The sequence below is a fragment of the Streptomyces sp. B93 genome, from assembly GCF_018070565.1.
Classification (GTDB): domain Bacteria; phylum Actinomycetota; class Actinomycetes; order Streptomycetales; family Streptomycetaceae; genus Streptomyces.
Window position 1 is genome coordinate 184,361 of the sequence record NZ_JAGPXL010000012.1, and the last position, 22,714, is coordinate 207,074.

At 73.0% G+C, this 22,714-nt stretch carries 16 protein-coding genes and 2 pseudogenes; 10 read left to right on the forward strand and 8 right to left on the reverse strand.

The genetic code is table 11. The features are described from left to right. The first annotated feature begins 18 nt into the window (after positions 1 to 18). Positions 19 to 948, forward strand: coding sequence for an aminoglycoside phosphotransferase family protein (locus KBY47_RS14970; protein ID WP_210921587.1), 930 nt, complete (start codon positions 19 to 21; stop codon positions 946 to 948). A gap of 260 nt (positions 949 to 1,208) precedes the next feature. On the opposite strand, the gene treZ is transcribed toward KBY47_RS14970, so the two are convergent. Next, a complete protein-coding gene (gene treZ / locus KBY47_RS14975; protein WP_210921588.1) occupies positions 1,209 to 2,954 on the reverse strand; it encodes a malto-oligosyltrehalose trehalohydrolase in 1,746 nt (581 codons plus the stop codon). Between the two features lie 184 nt (positions 2,955 to 3,138). On the opposite strand from treZ, the gene KBY47_RS14980 reads away from it, so the two are divergent. The 3 genes from KBY47_RS14980 to KBY47_RS14990 all read left to right on the forward strand — a co-directional run bounded on the left by KBY47_RS14980 (position 3,139) and on the right by KBY47_RS14990 (position 5,603). Continuing rightward, on the forward strand, positions 3,139 to 3,690 hold the full coding sequence (locus tag KBY47_RS14980; RefSeq protein WP_210921589.1) for a DUF1707 and FHA domain-containing protein: 552 nt from the start codon (positions 3,139 to 3,141) through the stop codon (positions 3,688 to 3,690). A gap of 129 nt (positions 3,691 to 3,819) precedes the next feature. Next, complete coding sequence (locus KBY47_RS14985; protein WP_210921613.1) at positions 3,820 to 5,172, forward strand: M14 family zinc carboxypeptidase; 1,353 nt, start codon at positions 3,820 to 3,822, stop codon at positions 5,170 to 5,172. After that, positions 5,169 to 5,603 (forward strand): SSI family serine proteinase inhibitor, encoded by a 435-nt coding sequence (locus KBY47_RS14990; protein WP_210921590.1) that lies wholly within the window; start codon positions 5,169 to 5,171, stop codon positions 5,601 to 5,603. The genes KBY47_RS14985 and KBY47_RS14990 overlap by 4 nt, the downstream gene beginning before the upstream one ends. A gap of 32 nt (positions 5,604 to 5,635) precedes the next feature. Here KBY47_RS14990 and KBY47_RS14995 read toward each other — a convergent pair whose 3' ends face one another. From KBY47_RS14995 to glgX, 3 genes are all read right to left on the reverse strand, one after another. Next, entirely contained in the window at positions 5,636 to 6,886 is a 1,251-nt protein-coding gene (locus tag KBY47_RS14995) for a M14 family zinc carboxypeptidase (protein WP_210921591.1), read from the reverse strand. 227 nt (positions 6,887 to 7,113) lie between these two features. Beyond that, positions 7,114 to 9,474 carry a malto-oligosyltrehalose synthase gene (gene treY / locus KBY47_RS15000; RefSeq protein ID WP_210921592.1) on the reverse strand — a complete coding sequence of 787 codons (2,361 nt, stop codon included), beginning with the start codon at positions 9,472 to 9,474 and terminating at the stop codon, positions 7,114 to 7,116. Between the two features lie 88 nt (positions 9,475 to 9,562). Continuing rightward, a complete protein-coding gene (gene glgX / locus KBY47_RS15005; protein ID WP_210921593.1) occupies positions 9,563 to 11,707 on the reverse strand; it encodes a glycogen debranching protein GlgX in 2,145 nt (714 codons plus the stop codon). A gap of 181 nt (positions 11,708 to 11,888) precedes the next feature. On the opposite strand from glgX, the gene KBY47_RS15010 reads away from it, so the two are divergent. From KBY47_RS15010 to KBY47_RS15025, 4 genes are all read left to right on the forward strand, one after another. Continuing rightward, on the forward strand, positions 11,889 to 12,716 hold the full coding sequence (locus KBY47_RS15010; RefSeq protein ID WP_210921594.1) for a Tat pathway signal sequence domain protein: 828 nt from the start codon (positions 11,889 to 11,891) through the stop codon (positions 12,714 to 12,716). Positions 12,717 to 12,775: 59 nt separating this feature from the next. Further along, positions 12,776 to 14,092 (forward strand): copper amine oxidase, encoded by a 1,317-nt coding sequence (locus KBY47_RS15015; protein WP_210921595.1) that lies wholly within the window; start codon positions 12,776 to 12,778, stop codon positions 14,090 to 14,092. A gap of 113 nt (positions 14,093 to 14,205) precedes the next feature. Further along, positions 14,206 to 15,453 (forward strand): SAV2148 family HEPN domain-containing protein, encoded by a 1,248-nt coding sequence (locus KBY47_RS15020; RefSeq protein WP_210921596.1) that lies wholly within the window; start codon positions 14,206 to 14,208, stop codon positions 15,451 to 15,453. A 112-nt stretch (positions 15,454 to 15,565) separates the two neighbouring features. Next, entirely contained in the window at positions 15,566 to 16,288 is a 723-nt protein-coding gene (locus tag KBY47_RS15025) for a 3'-5' exonuclease (RefSeq protein WP_210921597.1), read from the forward strand. Between the two features lie 31 nt (positions 16,289 to 16,319). Here KBY47_RS15025 and KBY47_RS15030 read toward each other — a convergent pair whose 3' ends face one another. Further along, on the reverse strand, positions 16,320 to 17,213 hold the full coding sequence (locus KBY47_RS15030) for an aminoglycoside phosphotransferase family protein (RefSeq protein ID WP_210921598.1): 894 nt from the start codon (positions 17,211 to 17,213) through the stop codon (positions 16,320 to 16,322). Positions 17,214 to 17,299: 86 nt separating this feature from the next. Between KBY47_RS15030 and KBY47_RS15035 the strand changes: the two are divergent. Then, a pseudogene (locus KBY47_RS15035) lies at positions 17,300 to 18,590 on the forward strand (glycosyltransferase). 120 nt (positions 18,591 to 18,710) lie between these two features. Here the strand turns inward: KBY47_RS15035 and KBY47_RS15040 are convergent. Further along, positions 18,711 to 20,981, reverse strand: a complete 2,271-nt coding sequence (locus KBY47_RS15040) for an MMPL family transporter (protein ID WP_210921600.1) — start codon at positions 20,979 to 20,981, stop codon at positions 18,711 to 18,713. Between the two features lie 286 nt (positions 20,982 to 21,267). On the opposite strand from KBY47_RS15040, the gene KBY47_RS15045 reads away from it, so the two are divergent. Further along, the gene (locus tag KBY47_RS15045; RefSeq protein ID WP_210921601.1) at positions 21,268 to 21,816 is read left to right on the forward strand and encodes a DUF1697 domain-containing protein; all 549 of its coding nucleotides are present in this window, start codon (positions 21,268 to 21,270) and stop codon (positions 21,814 to 21,816) included. A gap of 6 nt (positions 21,817 to 21,822) precedes the next feature. Here KBY47_RS15045 and KBY47_RS15050 read toward each other — a convergent pair whose 3' ends face one another. Beyond that, positions 21,823 to 22,560, reverse strand: a complete 738-nt coding sequence (locus KBY47_RS15050) for a sirohydrochlorin chelatase (protein WP_210921602.1) — start codon at positions 22,558 to 22,560, stop codon at positions 21,823 to 21,825. An 8-nt stretch (positions 22,561 to 22,568) separates the two neighbouring features. Then, positions 22,569 to 22,714 (reverse strand): annotated as a pseudogene (locus KBY47_RS36550) (ABC transporter permease); the annotation flags it as partial.

A 22,714-nucleotide genomic window follows, 5' to 3' on the forward strand; every position in this document is an offset into this window, starting at 1 on the left:
GAAGGCAACGGCGCGACCATGACCCAGGCACCGACCCCCACCACGGACACCGTCCGCCGACTGCTGCGCACGCTGCTCAAGGACAGCGGACCGGAGGTCCGGCCCGTCCCCGCGAGCGGCGCCTACTCCACGTGGTGGGTCGGCACCCGTCAGGTGCTCCGGCTCGCCCCCGACCGGGACGCCGCCGCCCGCCAGCGCCGCGAGCTGCGGCTGCGCGATCTGGTCCGGCCGCATCTCCCGGTCGCCGTGCCGACCAGCGTGGCGCACGGCGAGTGGGCGACCGGGCTGACGTACTCGCTGGACAGCAAGGTCGCGGGCGGCTCCGCCGAGGGGCACGAGGTGTCCGCGGTCGGCGAGGCGGACCTGGCCGGACTGCTGACCGGCCTGCGCGAGGTGCCCGTCCGGCAGGCGGAGCTGCTCGGGGTGCCCCGGGTCGCCCCCCGCTCCCTGGAGGGGGTGCGCCGGGCCGCCGCGCGGGCCGCCGCCCGCCTCGCCGAGGCCGACGAGTTCGACGCCTCCCGGCTGCACCAGCTCACCCCGCCCGGCGCCGTACAGCTCGCCGCGCAGCCCGGCACCGCCGTCCTCGTCCACCATGGCCTCGCCGACGACCACCTCGTCGTCAGCGCCGACGGGCGGGTGCGCGGCGTCCTCGGCTGGACCGACGCCATCGTGGGGGATCCCGCCGAGGACATCGCCGGGCTCGCCGCCGCCGTCGGCTCGCCCGCCGCCGTACGGGCGGCCACCCTGGCCGGGTACAGCGCCCGGCCCTGCCTGCGCGGCCTGTGGCTGGCCCGCTGCGACGCCGTCGTCCGCCTCGCCGACGGCCTCGCCGGGCGCGGCGACGCCCCGCTGCCACTGCTGCGGACCCGGCTGCGCCGCACCTGGGAGGCGATCCTCCTGGAGCGGGTCACGGACCTGCGCGACGAAGAGACGGACGAGCCCCCGTAGCGACCCCACACGGCCACGCCACGACGGCGCCACGGCGCCACGGCGTCAGGGGCCCACGGGCCCACGGCACCCGCGGCGCCACGGACCCTGCGGCCCCATGGTCTCCACGGCCCTGTGGCGTCAAGGCACCCACGGCCCCGCGGTCTCCACCGGCCTGCGGCGCCACTGCCGCACGATCCAGCGGCCCCGGGGGGCCAAGGCACCCACGGCCCCGCAGTCTCCACCGGCCCGCGGCGCCATTGCCCCGCGGCCCCGCAGCGCTACGGCTGTACGAGCACCACGCACGACTCGCCGGGCACCCGCAGCCCGCCCTCCGTGTCCGGCCCGTCGACCGGCTCCGACGCGGCGAGCACCGTCGCCGGGCGGGACCCCAGCGGGATCACGGCCGCCTCCTTCGCCAGGTTGACCGCCACGCACACGTCCCCGCGCCGGAAGGCGAGCCAGCGGGCCTCCTCGTCGTAGGCCACCTTGGTGTCCCCGAGGTCGGGATCGGTGAGGTCGGGCTGGTCGTGGCGGAGGGCGATCAACTGGCGGTACCAGGCCAGCACGCGCGCGTGGTCCCCCCGTTCGGGCTCGGACCAGTCCAGGCAGGAGCGGTCCCGGGTCGCCGGGTCCTGCGGGTCGGGGACGTCCTCCTCGGCCCAGCCGTGCGCCGCGAACTCCCGCCGCCTGCCGCGCCGTACCGCCTCGGCCAGCTCGGGATCGGTGTGGTCGGTGAAGAACTGCCAGGGCGTGCCCGCCGCCCACTCCTCGCCCATGAACAGCATCGGTGTGAACGGCCCGGTCAGCGTCACCGCCGCCGCGCAGGCCAGCAGCCCGGGGGATACCAGGGCGGCGAGCCGGTCGCCCTGGGCACGGTTGCCGACCTGGTCATGGGTCTGGCTGTAGCCGAGCAGCCGGTGCCCGGCCACCCGGGAGCGGTCCAGCGGACGGCCGTGGCGCCTGCCGCGGAACGACGAGTAGGTGCCGTCGTGGAAGTAGCCGCCGGTGAGGGTCTTGGCGAGGGCGGCGAGCGGGGCGCGGGCGAAGTCCGCGTAGTAGCCCTGTGACTCGCCCGTCAGCGCCGCGTGCAGCGCGTGGTGGAAGTCGTCGCTCCACTGCGCGTGCAGCCCCATGCCGTGCTCCTCGCGCGGCGCGATGAGCCGTGGGTCGTTCAGATCGGTCTCGGCGATCAGGAACAGCGGCCTGCCCGTGTCGGCGGCCAGCCGGTCCACGGCCGTGGACAGCTCCTCCAGGAAGTGGCACGCGCGCGTGTCGACCAGCGCGTGCACCGCGTCCAGGCGCAGCCCGTCCAGCCGGTAGTCCCGCAGCCAGGCCAGCGCGCTGTCGACGAGGTACGCGCGGACCTCGTCCGAGCCGGGCGCGTCCAGGTTGACGGCGGAGCCCCACGGCGTGTGGTGGGTGTCGGTGAAGTACGGGCCGAAGTAGGGCAGGTAGTTGCCGGAGGGGCCCAGATGGTTGTGCACGACGTCCAGGACCACCCCGAGCCCCAGCTCGTGCGCCCGGTCGACGAACCGCTTCAGCCCCTCGGGGCCGCCGTACGGCTCGTGCACGGCCCACAGCGACACCCCCTCGTACCCCCAGCCGTGCTGCCCGGGGAACGGGCACACCGGCATCAACTCGACATGGGTGACGCCCAGTTCCGCGAGATGGCCGAGCCGCTCGGCCGCCGCGCCGAAGGTGCCCTCGCGCGTGTACGTGCCCACGTGCAGCTCGTACAGCACCGCACCCGGCAGCGGACGGCCGGACCACTCGACGCGCCACGCGTAGCGCTCCTGGTCGACGACCGCGCTCAGCCCGTCCGGGCCGTCCGGCTGCCGCCGGGAGCGCGGGTCTGGCCGTACGGGTCCGTCGTCCACCGCGAAGCCGTACCGGGTGCCGTCGCGGGCCTCCGCCTCGCCGGTCCACCACCCCGCTCGCTCCGCGTCCGGCTCCATCGCGCGCGCGGCGCCCCCGCAATGGAGCGTCACTTGCCCGGCCTCCGGTGCCCACACCTCGAACTGCACGGACGGTTCCCCTTCGTCTGCCCACAGTGACGTAGCCCGTCCATGGTCCGTCAAACGAGATCAATCCGCTTTCGCATATTCACTTTTGCGGCGGGTGTCGTCGGGTGTGATCGCCGCACGCGCGCGTGGCCGCCGATCCCCGGCTTTCTGGACACCAGGGGTTCACTGTCCGACAATCACCAGCGTGACGTCGTCCTTCGAGTTCCCCACGCCCCTCGCGCGGCCGTCCGACGCGGAGCGCGACAAAGCGCTGAAGGTGCTGCGTGACGGCGTCGCCATGGGCCGTCTGTCGCACGACACGTTCATCCGGCGCATGGAACTGGCTCTCGCCGCCCGGCGCTCGGACGAGCTGGCCGCGCTCACCGCCGACCTGCCGAGCGAGGGACGGTTCTCCCGGCTGGTGTTCGGCAGCGTCGAGGCCGTCTCCGGCTTCACCGAGCGGCTGCGCCGCACCTGGCGCGCGGAACGGCTGCCCAAGCTGCTGCTGCCGCACGGCGGCACCGGCCACCCGCTGCGCATAGGACGCGACCCCGTGAACGGTCTGCGGCTCACCCATGAGACGGTCTCGCGCGTGCACGCCGAACTCAGCCGCCAGGGCGGCATGTGGGTGCTGCGCGACCTCGGCTCCACCAACGGTACGACCGTGAACGGACGGCGTGTCATCGGTGCCGCCGTCGTCCGCGAGGGGGACCAGATCGGTTTCGGACAGCTCCAGTTCCGGCTCGCCGCGAGCTGATCCGGGGCCGCCGGGGCGCCCAAGTCACGGGAGGCGATGCGGTGTTGACGTACACCTGAAGTCGTGACTGACTGTGCGTACACCACGCACACCAGGTGAACCGACGGCACCGCTTCGTGGAGGTGTGCCCTGCCGCCACTCCTCCGCTATCCGAGCGTCGACGAGCTGGGCGAGCGAGCGGCCGCACTCGTCGCCCGTCATCCGCGCGACGCCCGGCTGCGCCGTATCGGCACCTCCCGCGCGGGCACGCCGCTGTTGCTGCTGAGCGTCGGGCACGGCGCCCGCCAGGCCCTCGTCGTCGCCGGACCGCACCCCAACGAGCCCGTCGGCGGGGCGACCGCGCTGCGGCTCGCCGAGCGGGTGCTCGCCGACCCCGGCCTCACCGAGGGCGCCGGCACCACCTGGAACCTGCTGCTCTGCCTGGACCCCGACGGTCTGCGGCGCAACGAGGGCTGGCTGGCGGGCCCCTACCGGCTGGACGTCCACTACCGTAAGTTCTTCCGGCCCGCCTTCGCGGAGCAGCCCGAATGGCTGCCGCACGGCGCGGACGCCGCCACCCTGCCGGAGACCCGCGCCCTGCTCACCCTCCTGGACGAACTGAAACCCTTCTTCCAGTGCTCCCTGCACGGCGTCGACATCGGCGGCGGCTTCGTCGAACTCACCCGCGACCTGCCCGGCCTCGCCTCCCGCATCGAGCACACCGCGGCCCGGCTCGGCATCCCGCGCGAGTTGGGCGCCTACGACACCCTGTACTGGCCCTCGCTGGGGCCCGCCGTCTACCGGATACCGCCACCGCGCCCGAGCGGCCTGGCCGCGGCCATCACCGAGGCCGCCGTCGAGTCGACCTGGTACCACCCGCACCGGTACGGCACCCTCACGGCCGTCGTCGAGGCGCCCATGTGGGGCGTGAGCGCCGTGGAGGACGCGGCACCGCCCGCCGATCCGGACGGAGTGCTGCGCGGTGTCAGCCGGGCCCTGCGCCACGACACACAGTTGCTGAAACGAATCCTCAAGCGGCTCCGCCCTTACGTCGCCACCGACCCGGACGCGGCCCGGCTGCTCGGGCCCGTCGACGACTACCTGCTCGTCTGCCCCGGTCTCGCCGACTCCTGGGACCCCGACACCACCGACCGGGCCCGCCGCCCGCTCCCGCCCCTCAGCACCGCCCACCTGACCACCCTGCACATCGCCGGACGGCGCCTCGCCCTGCGCACGGCCGGACTCCTGCACCAGCTCGCCACCGGCGCCGGACGGGAGGCCGCCGCGCTGCTCCCCGAGCTGGACCGCCTCGTCGACGCCTGGTGCGCCGAGATCCGCGACGACTGCGGGGCCCGCTGGATCCCCGTGCCGCACCAGGTGGAGTACCAGGCCCGGGTGGTGCTCGCCGCGTTCGAACTGGCCGTACGGGACACCCCGGAGGGCTCCCGTTCGGGTGAGCCGGGGTGGGGTTCCGCACCGGCGGTGCCGATGCACTGGGAATGACGTACACGACCTCAGCGCACGCGGTACGCGGCGGCCTGCTGGCGGCGGCCGCCCTCCTCACCCTCTCCGCGGTCCCGGCCCACGCCACCGCCCGCGACCACCCCGCCGGTGACTGGCTGCACCTGACGCTGAGCACGGGCGACACCCAGTCGGGCGCCACCCACGGCACCCTCCTCCTCTGCGACCCGCCCCGGGGCCACGCCCGCGCCACCGAGGCCTGCGACCAGCTCACCACCGCCAACGGCGACATCGACCGCATCCCCCTGCGGGACGGCTACTGCGCGATGGTCTACGCACCGGTGACCGCGCGGGCACGCGGGCAGTGGGACGGACGGCCGGTGGACTACCGGCGGACGTTCTCGAACAGGTGCGAGTTGGGGGCGCGTACGGGGGCGGTGTTCGCGTTGGACGAGGCCCCGGCGTCCGCGTAACCGCCTCTCCCGCGTGCGCGGGCCCGCGTGGGCTATCCGGCCCGCTCCCGGGCCCGCAGGGCCGTCGTGACGACCGTGCGGGACTGGTGCTCGACCTGGTGATCCAACGGCACCCAGCGCGCCTGGAACCGGTCCGCGAAGGCGTCGCTCCACGTGGTCACCAGCCGTTCGAGGCGCGGTGCCGCACGGTCCTCGGTGCGGCGCAGCGCCCGCAACAGCATCGACGCCGCCCGCAGCGGCAGCCGGCGCGCGAAGGCGTCCACGCTGCCGACGTAGGCGACCGAGTGCCCCGCGGGCGGCAGGTCCGTCCAGTCCGCGGCCAGCCCCGGCACCAGCTCCAGTGCCCACCGTGCCGCCCGCAGCAGCGGCCCGTCGGGGAGGTCCAGCCGGGCGCCGGTCTCGGCGAGCACCCGCTCCACCTCCCGGGCGTCCCGGCGCAGCCTGCGCGCCAGCTGCCGCAGCGCCACGGCCGGGGCGGGGTGCGGGGCGGCGTCGTTGACCAGGTCGCTCGCCCACATCGGCACCTCGACGACCGCGGTCAGCCCGCCGTAGCGGTGCACATGGAACCAGGTGCTGTGCCGCGCGTCGTCCGGCAGGCTCGGGTACGGCACGCGCGAGTCCGCCGCGGGCATCACATGCACGCCCGGCCCCGACACCGGCCAGCCCGCCGCGTCCGAGGCGCCGGTCTCCACGGGGATGCGCAGCCGGGCCGCGGACCTGGCGAACGGCTCGGCGAGACCGGGCACGTCCTTGGTCAGCTGCACCCAGCTGCCCCCGAGGTCCGTGCCGTGCAGGGTCACCTGGAGGTAGGGGCGCAGCTCGTCGATGAGGCCGGTCAGGGTGCGCGTCTCGGGCGGCAGCCGGTCCGGCGGCAGCACGGACGGCGACCACTCGGGCTGCTCGGCGCTGACGGGGCGGTAGAAGCCGAGGTGGTAGTCGAGCAGGCTGCGGGGCGCGGGGGTCCGGTGCAGGCTCGCCCCGTCGGGGTCGGCGCACAGCAGGAAGTGCCAGGACGTCCCGGTGCGCAGGCCCCGCTCGTACAGGACGCGTTCGGCCAGCGACAGAAGGGTGGACCCGCCGGTCGGCTCGTTGGCGTGGGCGCCCGCGACGACGAGTACGGCACGCCGGGCGCGGCCCACCGACAGCAGGTGCAGGGGTCTGCCCGCGCGGGACGCGCCGACCTGTCTGAAGGCGCAGAGCCCCGGCTGCTGAGCGGCCAACATGCGGGCGGACGCGACGAGTCGTGGAACGCTGGGATAGCGCGGCTCCGGCAGAAGACTCACCCCCGACTGGTCCACCCGGCTTCGCACCCGCAGTACCCCACGCCCACCGAACCCTGTCAAGAACGCGCCGGGGAGCCTCCCCGGGGCGCCCGGAGTCGCAACCAGCGCCTCGAAGAGGGCGCACACGTCTCACACGCCCACGGCCGCACGAGCACCCGTGCGTACGGCGCGGACCCGCCTCGCCCTCGCGTCGGACCCGCCTCGCCCTCGCGTCGGACCCGCCCCGGTCAGGCGCCCTCCGCCCCGCTCCGTTCCAGCAGCACCACCGGCAGCCTCTCGAAGAGGTCCTCCACGCGTGCGTGCCCGCTGAATTCGCGTCCGGGGGTCAGGACGTCCGTCCACCGGCCCGGCGGCAGCGCCAACCGTGTGCCGCCCCAGCCGCCCGCCTCCGCCAGCCGCAGGGACAGCCGGGTGACGGCCGTCAGGACCTCGCCGGAGCGCACGAAGGCCAGGCAGTGCGCCGCCGCGGTGCCCTCGGCGGGGAGGGGGACGTACGTCGCCGCGTCGCCGAAGACCTCCGGCCGCCGCCCGCGCAGCTCCAGCGCGGCGGCCGTCAGCGCCCCCTTGTCGCCGGAGTCGCCCGGCGGGAAGGCGACCGGGCGCCGGTTGTCCGGGTCGACCAGCGCCCGGTACTCGCCCTCCGTGCCCTGGTAGAGGTCGGGCACCCCCGGCATGGTCAGCTGGACCAGGGCGGTGCCCAGCACGTTGGCCCGGATGTGCGGCGCGAGGGCCTCCCGCAGGGCGGCCACGCGGGCGCCGGGCGGACCGCAGGGCCCCGCCGCGACGAACGCGGCCACCGCGTCCTCGTACGGCGGCTCCTGCTCGGTCCAGCTGGTGAACAGCCCCGCCTCCCGGACATGCTTCAGCAGCGCCCCCCGCACCCGCTCCGGCGCCGCCGGGCCCAGCCCGAACACCGTCTGCCAGGCCGCCCACGCGAGCTGCGCGTCCGGCACGCCGTCACCCGTGCGGGTCACCTCCGCGAGCACGTCCGCCCACCGCTCGGGGCACTCCGTCAGCACGGCCAGGGCGGCCCGGACGTCCGCGCTGCGCTTGGTGTCGTGGGTGGTGACGACCGTCCCGGTGACCGGCCAGTCGCGCTGCACGCGCGCGCAGTAGGCGTGGAACTCCTCCGGCGAGACGGCGGGCCGCCCCGGGTTCCCGCCCACCTCCGTCGCCGACAGCAGCGGCACGTACCGGTAGAACGCCGTGTCCTCCACGGACTTCGCCCGCAGCGCCGACGCGGTCTGCGCGAACCGCGTCCGGAACTCCACCTGCGCCGGACCGTCCCCGTACCGCCCCAGCAGCAGCCCGCGCACCACGTCCACCGCCCCGGCCTCCTCGGGCACCACGAACGCCAGCCGCGCCTCGGCCGCCGCCTCCTCGGTGAGGACGGCCGCCGCGTCGACGGACGTGTACGGCCGGTACACCTCGAGGCGGACCAGCAGCTCCCGCAGTGCCGCGTGCAGCGTCCACGGCGCCCGGTCCCGCAGCGCCGGGTCGGGCGAGGTGGCGCACAGCCTGCTCGCCACCCGCGTCAGCCGGTCCACCTCGGCGGCCAGCTCGTGCTCCAGCACCCGGTACGCGGCCCGCCGCACCGTCGCCTCCCAGTGCCCGCCCCGGTCCGTCTGCGGGGCCGCGAAGCGCCGGTACTGGCCGAGGAGTTCCCCGGCGCCCGCGGGGTCCGTGAACAGCCCGTCGACGTGCCGCAGGGCGTCGTAGCCGGTGGTGCCCGCGACGGGCCAGGCGGCGGGCAGCCGCTCCCCGTCGGAGAGGATCTTCTCCACGACCGTCCAGCGCCCCCCGGTCGCCTCGTGCAGCCTCAGCAGGTACGCGTCGGGGTCGGCGAGCCCGTCGGGGTGGTCGATCCGCAGCCCGTCGACGACGCCCTCGCGCAGCAGCTGGAGGATCTTGCCGTGGGTGGCGTCGAAGACCTCCGGGTCCTCCACCCGCACCCCGATCAGCTCGGAGATGCTGAAGAACCGCCGGTAGTTCAGCTCCGTACGGGCCAGCCGCCACCACACCGGCCGGTACCACTGCGCGTCCAGCAGCTGCGGCAGCGGCAGGTCCTCGGTGCCCTCGCGCAGCGGGAAGGCGTGGTCGTGGTAGCGCAGCACGCCCCCGTCGACGTGCAGGGCGCCGATCTCCTCGCCGAGCGGCCCGCCGAGCACCGGCAGCAGCAGCTGCCCGCCCTGCGCCTCCCAGTCGATGTCGAACCAGCGCGCGTACGGCGACTTCGGGCCCTCCCGCAGCACCTCCCACAGGGCCCGGTTGTGGCGCGGGGCCATCGCCATGTGGTTGGGCACGATGTCCACCACGAGACCGAGTCCGTGCTCCCGCGCGGTGGCCGCCAGCGCCCGCAGCCCGTCCTCGCCGCCCAGCTCCTCCCGCACGCGCGCGTGGTCGACGACGTCATAGCCGTGCGCCGACCCCGGCACGGCCTCCAGGACGGGCGACAGATGCAGGTGCGACACGCCGAGCGAGGCGAGGTAGGGCACGGCCGCCGCGGCTGCCGTGAACGGGAACTCCGGCTGGAGCTGGAGCCGGTAGGTGGCCGTGGGCACCGCGGGGTCAGGTCGCTCAGGTGTCATGGTGAGCTACGTACCCGCCCCGCCGCCTTTCGTGTCACCGGTCCGGAGATCACCCCCTCCAACCCCCTCCACTGGCCCACGCGCGCGCTCACGCGGGTCGCTGGAGCACCGTCAGGCTCCGGTCCACCAGGGTCAGCCGCTCTCCCGCAGCCACCTTGGGCCCGGTGCCGGGCGGCACCCCGTCGGAGCGGGCGGTGTCGACGACGACCTGCCACTGGCGGCCGTGGTTGACCGGGACCAGGAAGTCCAGGGGCCTCGGCGCGGCGTTGAACATCAGCAGGAAGGAGTCGTCGCTGATGCGCTCCCCGCGCGGGCCGGGCTCGGAGATCGCGTTGCCGTTGAGGAACACCGTCAGCGCCGACGCCCGCGCCGACTCCCAGTCCCGCTGGGTCATCTCCCGGCCCTCGGGGGTGAACCAGGCGATGTCGGACAGCTCGTCATGGGTGCCCTCCACGGGGCGGCCGTGGAAGAAGCGGCGGCGGCGGAAGACCGGGTGGTCCTTGCGCAGCCACACCATGGCCCGTACGAAGTCCCGCAGCCCCTGTACGTCGATGCCGTTGAACAGCCCGTCGTCCTCGCCGTCGCCGGCCGGCCACCGCACCCACGCCAGCTCACTGTCCTGGCAGTAGGCGTTGTTGTTGCCGCCCTGGGTGCGCGCGAACTCATCCCCGTGGCTGATCATCGGCACGCCCTGGGAGAGCATCAGCGTGGCGAGGAAGTTGCGCATCTGCCGGGCCCGCAGCTCCAGCACGGCAGGGTCGTCGGTGGGGCCCTCCACCCCGCAGTTCCAGGACCGGTTGTGGCTCTCGCCGTCCCGGTTGTCCTCGCCGTTGGCCTGGTTGTGCTTGTGGTTGTAGGCCACCAGGTCGTGCAGGGTGAAGCCGTCGTGGCAGGTCACGAAATTGATGGAGGCGAGCGGTCGCCGCCCGTCGTCCTGGTACAGGTCGGAGGAGCCGGTCAGCCGGGACGCGAACTCGGCGAGCGCGCGCGGCTCGCCCCGCCACAGGTCCCGCACGGTGTCCCGGTACTTGCCGTTCCACTCGGTCCACAGCGGCGGGAAGTTGCCCACCTGGTAACCGCCCTCGCCCACGTCCCACGGCTCGGCGATCAGCTTGACCTGGGAGACCACCGGGTCCTGCTGCACCAGGTCGAAGAACGACGACAGCCGGTCCACCTCGTGGAACTGCCGGGCCAGGGTCGCCGCGAGGTCGAAGCGGAACCCGTCGACGTGCATCTCGGTGACCCAGTAGCGCAGCGAGTCCATGATCAGCTGGAGCACGTGCGGGGACCGCATGAGCAGCGAGTTGCCGGTCCCGGTGGTGTCCATGTAGTAGCGCGGGTCGTCCGCGAGGCGGTAGTACTGCGGGTTGTCCAGGCCCCGGAAGGACAGCGTGGGGCCCAGGTGGTTGCCCTCGGCGGTGTGGTTGTAGACGACGTCGAGGATGACCTCGATCCCGGCCTCGTGCAGCGCCCGCACCGCCGACTTGAACTCCAGCACCTGCTGCCCGCGGTCGCCCCAGGAGGCGTAGGCGTTGTGCGGGGCGAAGAAGCCGATGGTGTTGTAGCCCCAGTAGTTGGCGAGGCCGAGGTCGGCCAGCCGGTGGTCGTTCACGAACTGGTGTACGGGCATCAGCTCCAGGGTGGTCACCCCGAGCCCGGTGAGGTGCTCGATGACCGCGGGGTGCGCGAGCGCCGCGTAGGTGCCGCGCAGCTCCCGCGGCAGCCCCGGGTGGCGCATCGTCAGGCCCTTCACATGGGCCTCGTAGATCACCGTCTCGTGGTACTCGACGCGCGGGCGCCGGTCGTCGCCCCAGTCGAAGTACGGGTTGACCACGACCGACGTCATCGTGTGCGGGGCCGAGTCGAGGTCGTTGCGCCGCTCGGGGGCGCCGAAGTGGTAGCCGTACACCTCCTCGCCCCACTGGATCTCCCCGCTGATCGCACGCGCGTACGGGTCGAGCAGCAGCTTCGCCGAGTTGCAGCGCAGCCCGCGCTCGGGGGCGTACGGGCCGTGCACGCGGTAGCCGTAGCGCTGCCCGGGCATGACGCCCGGCAGGTAGGCGTGCCGTACGAAGGCGTCGCTCTCCCGCAGCTCCACCGCCGTCTCCGAGCCGTCGTCGTGCAGCAGACACAGCTCTACTCGGTCCGCGCTCTCCGTGAAGACCGCGAAATTGGTACCGGCGCCGTCGTACGTGGCGCCGAGTGGATATGCCTCTCCAGGCCAGACCTGCATGGATACGACTCTTCCAGGTGTCCCGCGCCGCTGGGGGCGCCTTGACCCCGAGTCTCCCCCAAAGTGACGGAACCACCCCTGCCCCGCACCCCTCTTACGAGTCGACCAGTGCATACGCCGTATGCCGAACCAGTGGGGCAAACACGTACTCCCGGCAGACCAGGGGGAGTAGGGGGAAGATGTGCGCACAGCAGTGCACCGCCATCTCGGGAAATTAGTCGCCGGTGCGGCCATCGCGGTGGCCGCGACCGCCGTGATGATCGGCGTCACCCTGCCGAGCACGGCGGGCGCCGACGACGCCACAGGGGACGTGGCGGCCGGACAGGCCGCCCGGGGAGAAGGGGGCCGGCAAGGGCAGGACGGCACGGCGGAGGTCCCGCCGGCTGTCGTGAAGGAGGCACCTCACGAGGGCGAGGAGGGCACCGGCGATGACCCGCTGACCGACGACGAGACCGAGCGGGTCGTACGGCTCGCCCTGAACCCCGCGCTCCGCTCCTCGGCCGAGGACGTCGACGGGGACCGGGGCCCGCAGCGCCTCGGCGTCGAACTCGCCGAACCGGAACCGGGCGAACTGGACGACCCGTCCGCGCCCCGGCGCGCCGACGTCACGTTCTACGACTACGCCGCCGACAGCCTCGTCACCCGCACCGTCAACCTCGACACGGGCGAGGTCGAGCGGACCGCCACCCAGCGGGGCGTACAGCCACCCCCGACGCGCGCGGAGAGCGCCGAGGCCGCCCGGCTGCTGATCGCCGACCCGCTCGGCGCGGGCCTGCGCTCGGACTACGAGGACGCCACGGGCAAGAAACTCACCTCACCGGACCAGCTCCTGCTCAACAGCATGGTCTACCGGGCCGTACCGGGCGCCCAGCCCGCCGTGCTCGACGACTGCGGAGCACACCGCTGTGTGCGGCTGTTCCCGAAGGTGAAGAACGGCCCGTGGATCGACGCCCGGGACTTCGTCATAGACCTGAGCACCGGTGAGGTCGGCAGGCTGGGCCGCGACTGACCGGCCCGGCCTCACCCAGTCCAGTTTTCCAACCAACTCCTCATGGGAGTCACCTCGTCATGCCCGTGAACCACACCACCAGCCGTACGCACGCGCGGACGGCGGCCCTCACGCTCGCCGTGGCCGCCCTGACCGCGGGTGCCGCCACCGGCGCCGGACCGGCCAGCGCCCGCCCCGCGGCGGCGCCCGCGGCCGCGGCCGAGTGCAGCGACGCCTACCGCATCGAACAGAAGCTCAGCACCGGCACCACCTGGCGCATGTGCTGGCGCTACCACAAGGACGCCGGACTCGTCCTCAACCACATCTCCTACCAGCCGCCCGGCGAGCCCAGCCCCATCAAGGTGCTCTCCAGCGCCAGACTCGGCCAGATCCACGTGCCCTACGACGACGGCAGGAACGAGTACCAGGACCTCACCCAGGCGGGCTTCGCCCAGGGCCTGATGAACCTCAAGCCCGGCGAATGCCCCGGCGGCACTCTCAGGACGGTCAAGGTCCCCAACTCCTGGGACCCCGACCGCCCCACCGTCAACGGCCTGTGCACCACCACCCGGGCGCGTGGCCACGCCTACCGCATGCAGGGCGAGAGGGCGAACAAGGTCTACCAGAAGCAGGGCAAGGACCTGCTCGTCTACACCGTCAACCAGGTCGGCTGGTACGAGTACATCTCGGAATGGCGCTTCCAGGACGACGGCACCATCACCATGAACGTCGGCGCCACCGGCTCCCTCTCCCCGTTCGACTACGACGCCGGGGACGGCCGCGGCTGGCCTCTCGGCAAGGGCGCCAAGGACTACGCCACCAGCCACAGCCACAACGTCTTCTGGCGCCTCAACTTCGCCCTCGACGGCTCCGCCAAGGGCCGCGTCGAACAGTACGACTCCAAGGTCAGCCCGCCCGCGAACGGCGACGGGGGACCCCGCAACACCACCACCCGCACCGACATCACCCAGGAACTCGCCGGTGACGCCAAGAACATGCGCTGGTGGCGGGTCGTCAGCGCCAAGGGCAAGAACGCGGACGGCCACCGCCGCTCGTACGAGATCGTGCCCGGCCCCTCCGCCAAGTACCCCGGCCGCGGCTACACCCGGCACGACGTGTACTTCACCGAGTACAACAAGTGCGAACAGTTCGCCAGCGACAACCTCCCCGACTGCGGCGCCGGACACGGCAGGTCCGTCGACAAGTGGGTCGGCGGCCAGCAGCTCAAGCGCCCCGTGGTCTGGGTGAACATCGGCTACCACCACATAGCGCGTGACGAGGACCAGCAGCCCATGCCGGTCCACTGGCAGGGATTCTCGCTGGCCCCGCGCGACGTCACCGCCATGAACCCGCTCACACCCGAGCAGCTGGCCGACCAGAACGGCCACGTCGAATAAGGGCCGTTGGGAAACGACCCTGCCCATCCGGCTGCACCGCCGACCGCTCCCGGAGTACCCTTCCTTGATCGTTGGGACGGGGAGTTCCCGGGGGAGCGGAAGGCGGTGCGCGGGTGGGCTCGGGAGGCCTGGAGCTGCCCCCTGGTGACGAGGGTCACGAGGGGAACGCCAAAGACGCCCCGCTCGGCACGGTGTCCCTGGCCAGACCGATGGAGACGCACTCCATCGGCCCGGAACTGGACTGGGACGCCGACGCCTGGCACGAAGTGCGCACCCGCGCCCAGCGCGCGGGCCGGGCCTACATCTGGCTGAACCTCGTCGAACAACGGCTCCGCGCGGTCGTCGCCGCCGTGCTGCGCCCCATCTACGAGCCCGTCCACGGCGACGACTGGGTGGTCGCCGCCGCCGGACCGGCCGGACAGGAGTGGGTGCAGCGCGCGGTCGCCGTACGCGAGGTCAGCCGCCGCAAGGGCTATCTGCTCGACCCGGCCGACGACAACGTCCTCAGCTTCCTCACCCTGCCCCAGCTGCGCGAGCTGATGGTGCAGCACTGGCCCTGCTTCGAGCCGTACGTCGACGACCGCCGCGACGTCGAACTCGCCCTGGACGAGCTGGAGGTCAGCCGCAACGTCGTCTCCCGCAACCGCGCCCTGTCCGAGGCCGTGCTGGCCCAGGCCGAACGCGCCTCGGCCAGACTCCTGGAGATCCTCGGCGCGGGCGGCGACGTACCGTCCGCGCGCCGTCTGCCGGTCGACGCCGTGGAGGACCTGGTCGGCGACCGGTACGCCGACGTCGTCGCAGTCCACCCGGACCGGGTCCGGCTGCTGCGCCAGTTCCCCGCCGAGGACATCTTCGGCGGCGCCCGCCGCATCGACGCTCTCGGCATCGGCCTCAACCTGCTCGTGCAGAACTTCTCCGGACGCCGCCTGGTCCGCCTGGCGGAAGCGGGCTGCCGGGTGCGCCTGCTGTTCCTGAACCCCGCCTCCAGCGCGGTGAAGCGCCGCGAACGCGAACTCGGCATCAAACGGGGCGAACTGAGCCGGGCCGTGGAGATGAACATCCTCCACATGCGCCGGGTGCGGGCCCGCCTCCGCGACCCCGACGCCTTCCAGATCCAGGTCTACGACGAGACCCCGCGCTCCACCGCCTACCTGGTCGACGGCGACGGCTCCGACGGCATCGCGGTCGTGCAGTCCTATCTGCGCCGGTCGCGGGGGATGGAGGCGCCGGTGCTGGTGCTGCGCAACGGCAGCCGGGTGGTCAAGCCGGGAGACCCGGGCGACCCGGGAGAGACCGGCCTTTTCACCACCTACCGGGAGGAGTTCGAGGTCGCCTGGGCCGATTCACGGCCTGTGTCATGAAATGCCACCGACTCTTCCCGGAGGCAGATCGGAAGCCGATCCTCCGATTGTCAGTGGCGCATGCGAAGGTGGAGATCACTGGGGGAGAGCACCACCAAGAAGGGGGGCCGCCATGGGCTGGCACCGGGAGCTGCTGATCGGCTTCGACCTGGAGACGACGGGCACCGATCCGCACGAGGCGCGCATCGTCACGGGCGCCGTGATCGAGGTCAGGGGCGCACAGCCCATGGGACGCCGCGAATGGCTCGCCGACCCGGGAGTGGAGATCCCGGCGGACGCGGTCGCCGTGCACGGCATCAGCAGCGAACGCGCGGCCATCGAAGGCCGCCCCGCGGACCAGGTCGCCGACGCCATCGCCGACGTCCTCACCGGCTACTGGAAGACGGGCGTCCCGGTCGTCGCCTACAACGCGGCCTTCGACCTGACCCTGCTCTCCGCCGAACTGCGCCGCCACGCCCTGCCGTCCCTGCGCGACCGCCTCGGCGGCACCGACCCCGCACCGGTCATCGACCCGTACACCATCGACCGCCAGGTCGACCGCTACCGCCGCGGCAAGCGCAACCTCGAAGCCGTCTGCGCCGAGTACGGCGTCACCCTCGACACCGCCCACGACGCCAGCGCCGACGCCCTCGCCGCGGCCCGCCTGGCCTGCGCCATAGCCGACCGCCACCCCAAGATCGCGGCCCTCGGCCCGGCGGAACTCCACCGCCGACAGATCGAGTGGTACGCGCAGTGGGCGGCGGACTTCCAGAACTTCCTGCGCCGCAAGGGCGACCCCACCGCGGTGATCGACGGCACCTGGCCGGTACGGGAGCTGGTGGAGGAGCGGGCGTAATCCATCTGCGGGCGAGGGAAGCCAACGGGACTCAGAAGGGATACCACCGCACCGTCTCGTCCCCGTCCCGCAGGGACGCCACCCGGCGCCGGAACTCCGTCAGGGCCTTGGGGTTGCCCGGGGCGTGCTGGGCGACCCAGGCGCAGCTGGCGGTCTCGCGGGCGCCGCGCAGGACGGCGCAGCCGCTCCACTCGCGTACGTCCCAGCCGTATGTCTCGACGAAGGAGCCGTAGGCCTCGGAGGAGAGGCCGTAGCGGTCGTGGGAGAGGGCCATCACCACCAGGTCGTGCTCGCGGAGGTCGGCGGAGAAGGTCTCCAGGTCGACCAGGACGGGGCCGTCCGGGCCGATGTGCACATTGCGGGGGAGCGCGTCGCCGTGGATCGGGCCCGGGGGGAGGTGCGGGGTCAGTGCCGCGGCGGCCGCCGCGAAGCCGTCGCGGCGCTCGCGCAGATACGCCGCGTCCGCGGGGTCGATCGCGTCCCCGGCCAGCCGCAGCCAGCGCTCGACGCCGGAGAGCAGGTCGCGGGGAGGCAACTCGGGGGAGGGGGTGGGGGAGGGGGAAGCCCCCCGAGCGAGGGGCAGTGCGTGCACCAGCCTCAGCAGTTCCGCCAGGTCCCGCGCCTGGGCCGTCCGTACCGCGTCCGGCAGCCGGTGCCACACCGTCACCGGGTGCCCCTCCACCAGTAGGGCCTCCTCGGAGGCCGCCCGTACGGCGGGGACGCCCGCTTCGGCCAGCCAGCGTGCGATGTGCAGCTCGCGGCGAGCCCGGTCCAGGAGTTCGGCGTCGCGGCCGACCTTGACGACCAGGTCACCGGCGGCGAACACCGCGTTCTCGCCCAGGGCGAGCAGCCGGGCCTGACGTGCCGCCGCGCCGGGCAGCACCTGGGCCGCGACCAGTGCGTGCCGCGCGCGTGCCTCGTCCATCGTCCGCCTCCGCTTCTGGCTCCCTACCGCCTGGGACGGTGGATCGCCGCCGTCCGCCGGTCAGTCTTCCATTCGTGCAGGTGGGGCTGTGGGAGGGGTGGGGGAGGGCGAGATCCCGAAATAGGTTGCACGAGACGTCTCGTCTCGTTTACCGTCGACGGCATGACGACACCGGCAACGACATCCGGGGCGAAGCCCGCCCACATCGCCATGTTCTCCATCGCCGCCCACGGCCACGTGAACCCGAGCCTGGAGGTGATCCGTGAACTGGTCGCGCGCGGCCACCGGGTGACGTACGCGATTCCGCCCGCGTTCGCCGAGAAGGTCGCCGAGACCGGCGCCGAGGTGAGGACCTGGCACTCCACGCTGCCCGGCCCCGACGCCGACCCGGAGGCGTGGGGTTCCACGCTGCTGGACAACGTGGAACCGTTCCTCGACGACGCCATCCAGGCACTGCCGCAGCTCATCGAGGCGTACGAGGGGGACCGGCCGGATCTGGTGCTGCACGACATCGCGTCCTACCCGGCCCGGGTCCTCGCCCACCGCTGGGGCGTGCCCGCGATCTCCCTCTCCCCCAACCTGGTCGCCTGGGACGGCTATGAGCAGGAGGTCGCCGAGCCGATGTGGGAGGAGCCGAAGAAGACCGAGCGGGGGCAGGCCTACTACGCCCGCTTCCAGAGCTGGCTGGAGGAGAACGGGATCACCCAGCACCCCGACCCCTTCGTGGGCCGCCCCGCCCGTTCCCTCGTGCTGATCCCGAAGGCGCTCCAGCCCCATGCCGACCGGGTCGACGAGAGCGTCCACACCTTCGTCGGCGCCTGCCAGGGCGACCGGGCCGCGGAGGGCGACTGGCGGCGGCCCGCCGGTGCGGAGAAGGTCGTGCTGGTCTCGCTCGGGTCGGCGTTCACCAAGCAGCCCGCGTTCTACCGGACGTGCGTGCGGGCCTTCGGCGACCTGCCGGGGTGGCACACCGTCCTGCAGGTCGGACGGCATGTCGACCCCGCCGAGCTGGGGGAGCTTCCGCCGAACGTCGAGGTGCACGCGTGGGTGCCGCAGCTCGCCGTGCTCCGGGAGGCGGACCTGTTCGTCACGCACGCCGGGGCGGGGGGCAGCCAGGAAGGGCTGGCCACGGCTACGCCGATGATCGCCGTGCCGCAGGCGGTGGACCAGTTCGGGAACGCGGACATGCTCCAAGGGCTGGGGGTCGCCCGTCATCTCCCCATGGAGGACACCACGGTGGACGGCCTCCGGGAGGCCGCGCTCGCCCTGGTCGAGGACCCCGAGGTGGCGCACCGCCTGAAGGGGATTCAGGCGGAGATGGCTGAAGAGGGGGGTACGCGGCGGGCGGCCGATCTGATCGAGGAGGCGTTGGGGTAGCGCCTCGGGCAAGGGCGGGCGGCTGCGGGTGCGTTGTGGCTGGTCGCGCGGTTCCCGGCGCCCCTGAGCGGCGTGCACCCGCGCCTCCTGTGAGGCGCGGGTGCACGGGGCGGGCGCGGGTCAGACCGTGACCCTGTCGTCGGTTTCCTTCTCCAGGGTCGGCGGGGCCTGGTGGGCCACCGCGTCGGCGGACTCGTCGTGGGTCATGTCCGGGAGGCGGTGGAGCCACTTCGGCAGGTACCAGTTGCGCTCGCCGAGCAGGGCCATGACCGCCGGGAGCAGCACCCCGCGGATGATCGTCGCGTCGATCAGGACGGCCGCGGCCAGCCCGACGCCCATCTGCTTCATGGACTGCATCGACAGCGTTCCGAAGATCGCGAAGACGGCGACCATGATGACGGCGGCGCTGGTGACGACGCCCGCCGTGGTGACGACACCGTGCGCGATGGCGTCCTTCGTCGTACGGCCCCGCAGCCGGGCCTCGCGGATCCGGGAGACCACGAAGACGTGGTAGTCCATCGACAGCCCGAACAGGATCACGAACAGGAACAGCGGCAGCCAGCTGACGATCGCGCCGACGCCCTCCGCGCCCACCAGGGACGCGCCCCAGCCGTGCTGGAAGACGGCGACGAGGATGCCGTAGGCGGCGCCCACCGACAGCAGGTTCAGCACGATCGAGGTGATCGCCACGGTCAGCGAGCGGAACGACAGCAGCATCAGCAGGAAGGCGAAGACCACCACGAACACGAAGACCGGGACGACCGAGCCGACCAGCTGGTCGTTGAAGTCCTTCGAACCGGCGACCTGCCCGGTGATCGGCGCCTCGACGCCGTCGACCCGGCCGAGAGTGGCGGGCCGTACGTCGTCGCGCAGCTTGTCCAGGCTCTGGCCCGCCTTGTCCAGGTCGGAGCCGCCGACCAGCGGGACGTAGACGAACGCGACGTTCTGCTCGTCGTGCAGCTTGATGTCGACCGGGCCGCGGGAGGCGCCCGAACTGATCGCCCGCGCACGGAAGTCGTCGAGCGCCGACCGCACCTCGGGCGCGTTGATGTCATCGGCCTTCACGACGACCTCGGCGGGCTCGGAGCCGCCGGGGAAGGCGTCGTTGACGCGGTTGTACGTCTGGACGATGGGCAGCGAGTCGCCGAACTCCTGGTCCAGGGTGAGGTTCTGCGTCTTCATGCCGACCGCGGGCGCGGCGATCGCCAGCAGCGCACCGGCCGCGACGACCACGGCGAGCACCGGCCGGGCGAGCACGCCCTTCAGTACGGCGCTCCAGAACCGGCTCTCACCGCCCGAACCGTTGCCGCCCTTGCGGGCACGCCGCCGCAGGAACGGGATGCGCCCCTTCTCCACCCGCTCACCCAGCAGCGACAGCAACGCGGGCAGCACGGTCACCGATCCGACCATGGCGACCGCGACCACCATCAGCGAGGCGAGACCCATCGCCTCGAACTCGGCGAGCCCCGTGAACAGCATGCCCGCCATCGCCACGCACACCGTGACACCGGAGACGACGACCGCCCGGCCACTGGTCGCGGCGGCGATCCGCAGCGCCGTCTGCGCGTCCCGGCCCGCCTCGCGCTCCTCGCGCTCACGCCGCAGATAGAACAGGCAGTAGTCGACGCCGACGGCCAGACCGACCAGCAGCATCACGGAGTTGGCGGTGTCGCTCATCGGCATGACATGGCTGACGATGCCCATCAGACCCATCGTCGCCATGATCGCCGTAACGGCGAGCAGCACCGGCAGCAGCGCCGCTACCAGCGCGCCGAAGGCGATCAGCAGAATGCCGAGGGCGACGGGTACGGCGGAGTACTCGGCCTTCTGGAAGTCGTCCCCGAACGCGTCGTCGAACGTCTTCATCATGCTGGCGCCGCCGATCTCCTCGATCCGCAGCGACCCGTGGTCCTCCTGGACCTCCGCCACGGCCTCCAGAACCGGCTCCACCCGCTCGCCCGCCGTGTCCGACTCGCCCCGCATGTCGAACTGCACCAGCGCGCTACGGCCGTCCTCGGAGATCGTCCCGGTGTCGTACGGCGACGATATGCCGCTGACCTCACCGGTCCCGTCGACCGCCGCGATCACGGCGTCCACCGCGGCGCGGAACTCCGGATCGGTGGCCTTGACCCCGCCGTCCTTCGCCTGGATCAGTACGGTCTCGCTCGCCGGTTCCTCGATCCCGGCATCCTCGATGATCTTGGCGGCGGTGTGGGTCTCACCCTTCAGCTGGTCGCTGTCCTTCACATCGACCCGGCCCGCCGCCGACCCCAGCCCCATCGCCAGGACGACGAACAGCACCCAGATGCCGACCGCCGCCCATCGGTGCCGGGCGCTCCAGCCGCCGGCCCGCGCGGCGAACCCCCGCACGCGTGTTTCTCCGTTCCCCATGACGGGCTGCCCCTCGTCGCGCGGTGACAGCCCCCTGCCGCCACCTTCCGCTTCGAAGGTATGGCCCGGATAAGCCCGTCTCGTCGTGCTGCCCGGTGAGAAAGCGCAGGTCCGGTGTCCTCCCGACGACCCCCCGCCCCTCCGCTCTGGGGAGGACATCGGCCCCTTACATCTATCCAAGGTCTCGGGGAGTGATCTCGGGGGTAAGGTGCCCCTGGACCCCCCACACCAGGGCGGATGTCGTGCCCGCCCCCACGGGGCACGGCAGCCGTCCTATGGTGTGGGGGTGACCAAGAGCTATGCGGCGCTGCTGCGCGGGATCAACGTCGGCGGCAAGAAGATGCCCATGGCCGAGCTGCGCACCGTGATGGAGCGCCTCGACGGCTACGACGCCGTCCGCACCTACCTCCAGAGCGGTCAGGCCGCCTTCACCGCCGACCATGGCGACGAGGACTCGCTCGCCGCCGAACTCACCGGGGCCATCGAGGAGCACTTCGGCTTCCGCGTGGACGTCCTCGTCCGCGACCACGCCTACCTCGCGGCGATCGCCGACGCCTGCCCGTTCCCGGCCGCCGAACTGGAGCCCAGACAGCTCCACGTCACCTACTTCTCGGCCCCCGTCACCCCCGACCGCTTCGCGGAGATCGACCAGCAGGCCCACCTTCCGGAGGAGTTCCGCCTCGGCGACCGCGCCCTCTACCTCTACGCCCCCGAAGGCCTCGGCCGCTCCAAACTTGCCGAGTACCTGGCCCGACCCCGCCTCACCAAGGGCGTCATCGCCACCACCCGCAACTGGAACACCGTCCGCAAACTGGTGGAGCTGACCGCCGGCTGACGGCCCTCAGGCCCCGACCGCCGTGAGCCCCGGCAGCCGGGCCGCCTCGTACCGCTCCAGCAGCACCCGGGCCACCTCGGGCGCCGCGCCGAGCACGTCGGCGAGGACGTCCGCCTCCGCCGCCCCCCGCGCGATCCGGTCGGGGAGGAAGCCGGGGGCCAGGACGTACGGGGCGACGGCGACGCGTGCGCAGCCCAGGGCGCGCAGTTCCCGTACCGCGTCCTCGGTGCGGGGGAGGGAAGCGGAGGCGAACGCAGGCCGCACGGCGCACCAACGGGTGTGCCGCCACTCCCGCGCGATTGCTGCGATCACTGCGATCGCCTCCGGGTCGGTGGACCCCGCCGAGGCCAGCACGACCCCGGTCGAGGACTTGTCGGCGGGCGTCAGACCCGCCTCGTACAGCCGCCGCTCCAACGCGCCCAGTAGCAGCGGTGACGGCCCGAGCACCTCCGCCTGCCGGATCCGCAGCCGCGGCGGCGCGTCCCGCAGCACCGCCGGGATGTCCGCCTTGGCGTGGAAGGCCCGGGTCAGCAACAGCGGCAGCGCCACGACATCCCGCACGCCCTCCGCCGCCAGGGACTCCAGCACGCCCTGCACGGACGGGATGTTGAAGTCCAGGAAGCCGGTCTCCACCCGCAGACCGGGGCGCAGCGAGCGGACCCGCCGCACCAGGGCGTGCACGGTCGCGGCGTGCCGTGGATCGCGGCTGCCGTGGGCGATGACGAGGAGGACCGGAGCGCTCATGGGACGTGTCACCTCCGCGCCAGGAGCCCGCGGCTGCGGAGGACGTGGCGTTCGAGTGGGCTGAAGATGAGCAGGTCGATGGTGATGCCGACGGTGAGGATGAGGAGGATGGCGAGGAAGACCATGGGCATGCTGCTGTTGTTGCGGCCGTTTT

Bases quoted from the DNA above. Each gene is read 5' to 3' on its own strand.
- KBY47_RS15040 (WP_210921600.1), bottom strand. From the start codon at position 20,981: ATGGGGAACGGAGAAACACGCGTGCGGGGGTTCGCCGCGCGGGCCGGC.
- KBY47_RS15030 (WP_210921598.1), bottom strand. From the start codon at position 17,213: ATGGACGAGGCACGCGCGCGGCACGCACTGGTCGCGGCCCAGGTGCTG.
- glgX (WP_210921593.1), bottom strand. From the start codon at position 11,707: ATGCAGGTCTGGCCTGGAGAGGCATATCCACTCGGCGCCACGTACGAC.
- KBY47_RS14970 (WP_210921587.1), top strand. From the start codon at position 19: ATGACCCAGGCACCGACCCCCACCACGGACACCGTCCGCCGACTGCTG.
- KBY47_RS14990 (WP_210921590.1), top strand. From the start codon at position 5,169: ATGACGTACACGACCTCAGCGCACGCGGTACGCGGCGGCCTGCTGGCG.
- KBY47_RS15015 (WP_210921595.1), top strand. From the start codon at position 12,776: ATGCCCGTGAACCACACCACCAGCCGTACGCACGCGCGGACGGCGGCC.
- treY (WP_210921592.1), bottom strand. From the start codon at position 9,474: ATGACACCTGAGCGACCTGACCCCGCGGTGCCCACGGCCACCTACCGG.
- KBY47_RS15025 (WP_210921597.1), top strand. From the start codon at position 15,566: ATGGGCTGGCACCGGGAGCTGCTGATCGGCTTCGACCTGGAGACGACG.
- KBY47_RS15050 (WP_210921602.1), bottom strand. From the start codon at position 22,560: ATGAGCGCTCCGGTCCTCCTCGTCATCGCCCACGGCAGCCGCGATCCA.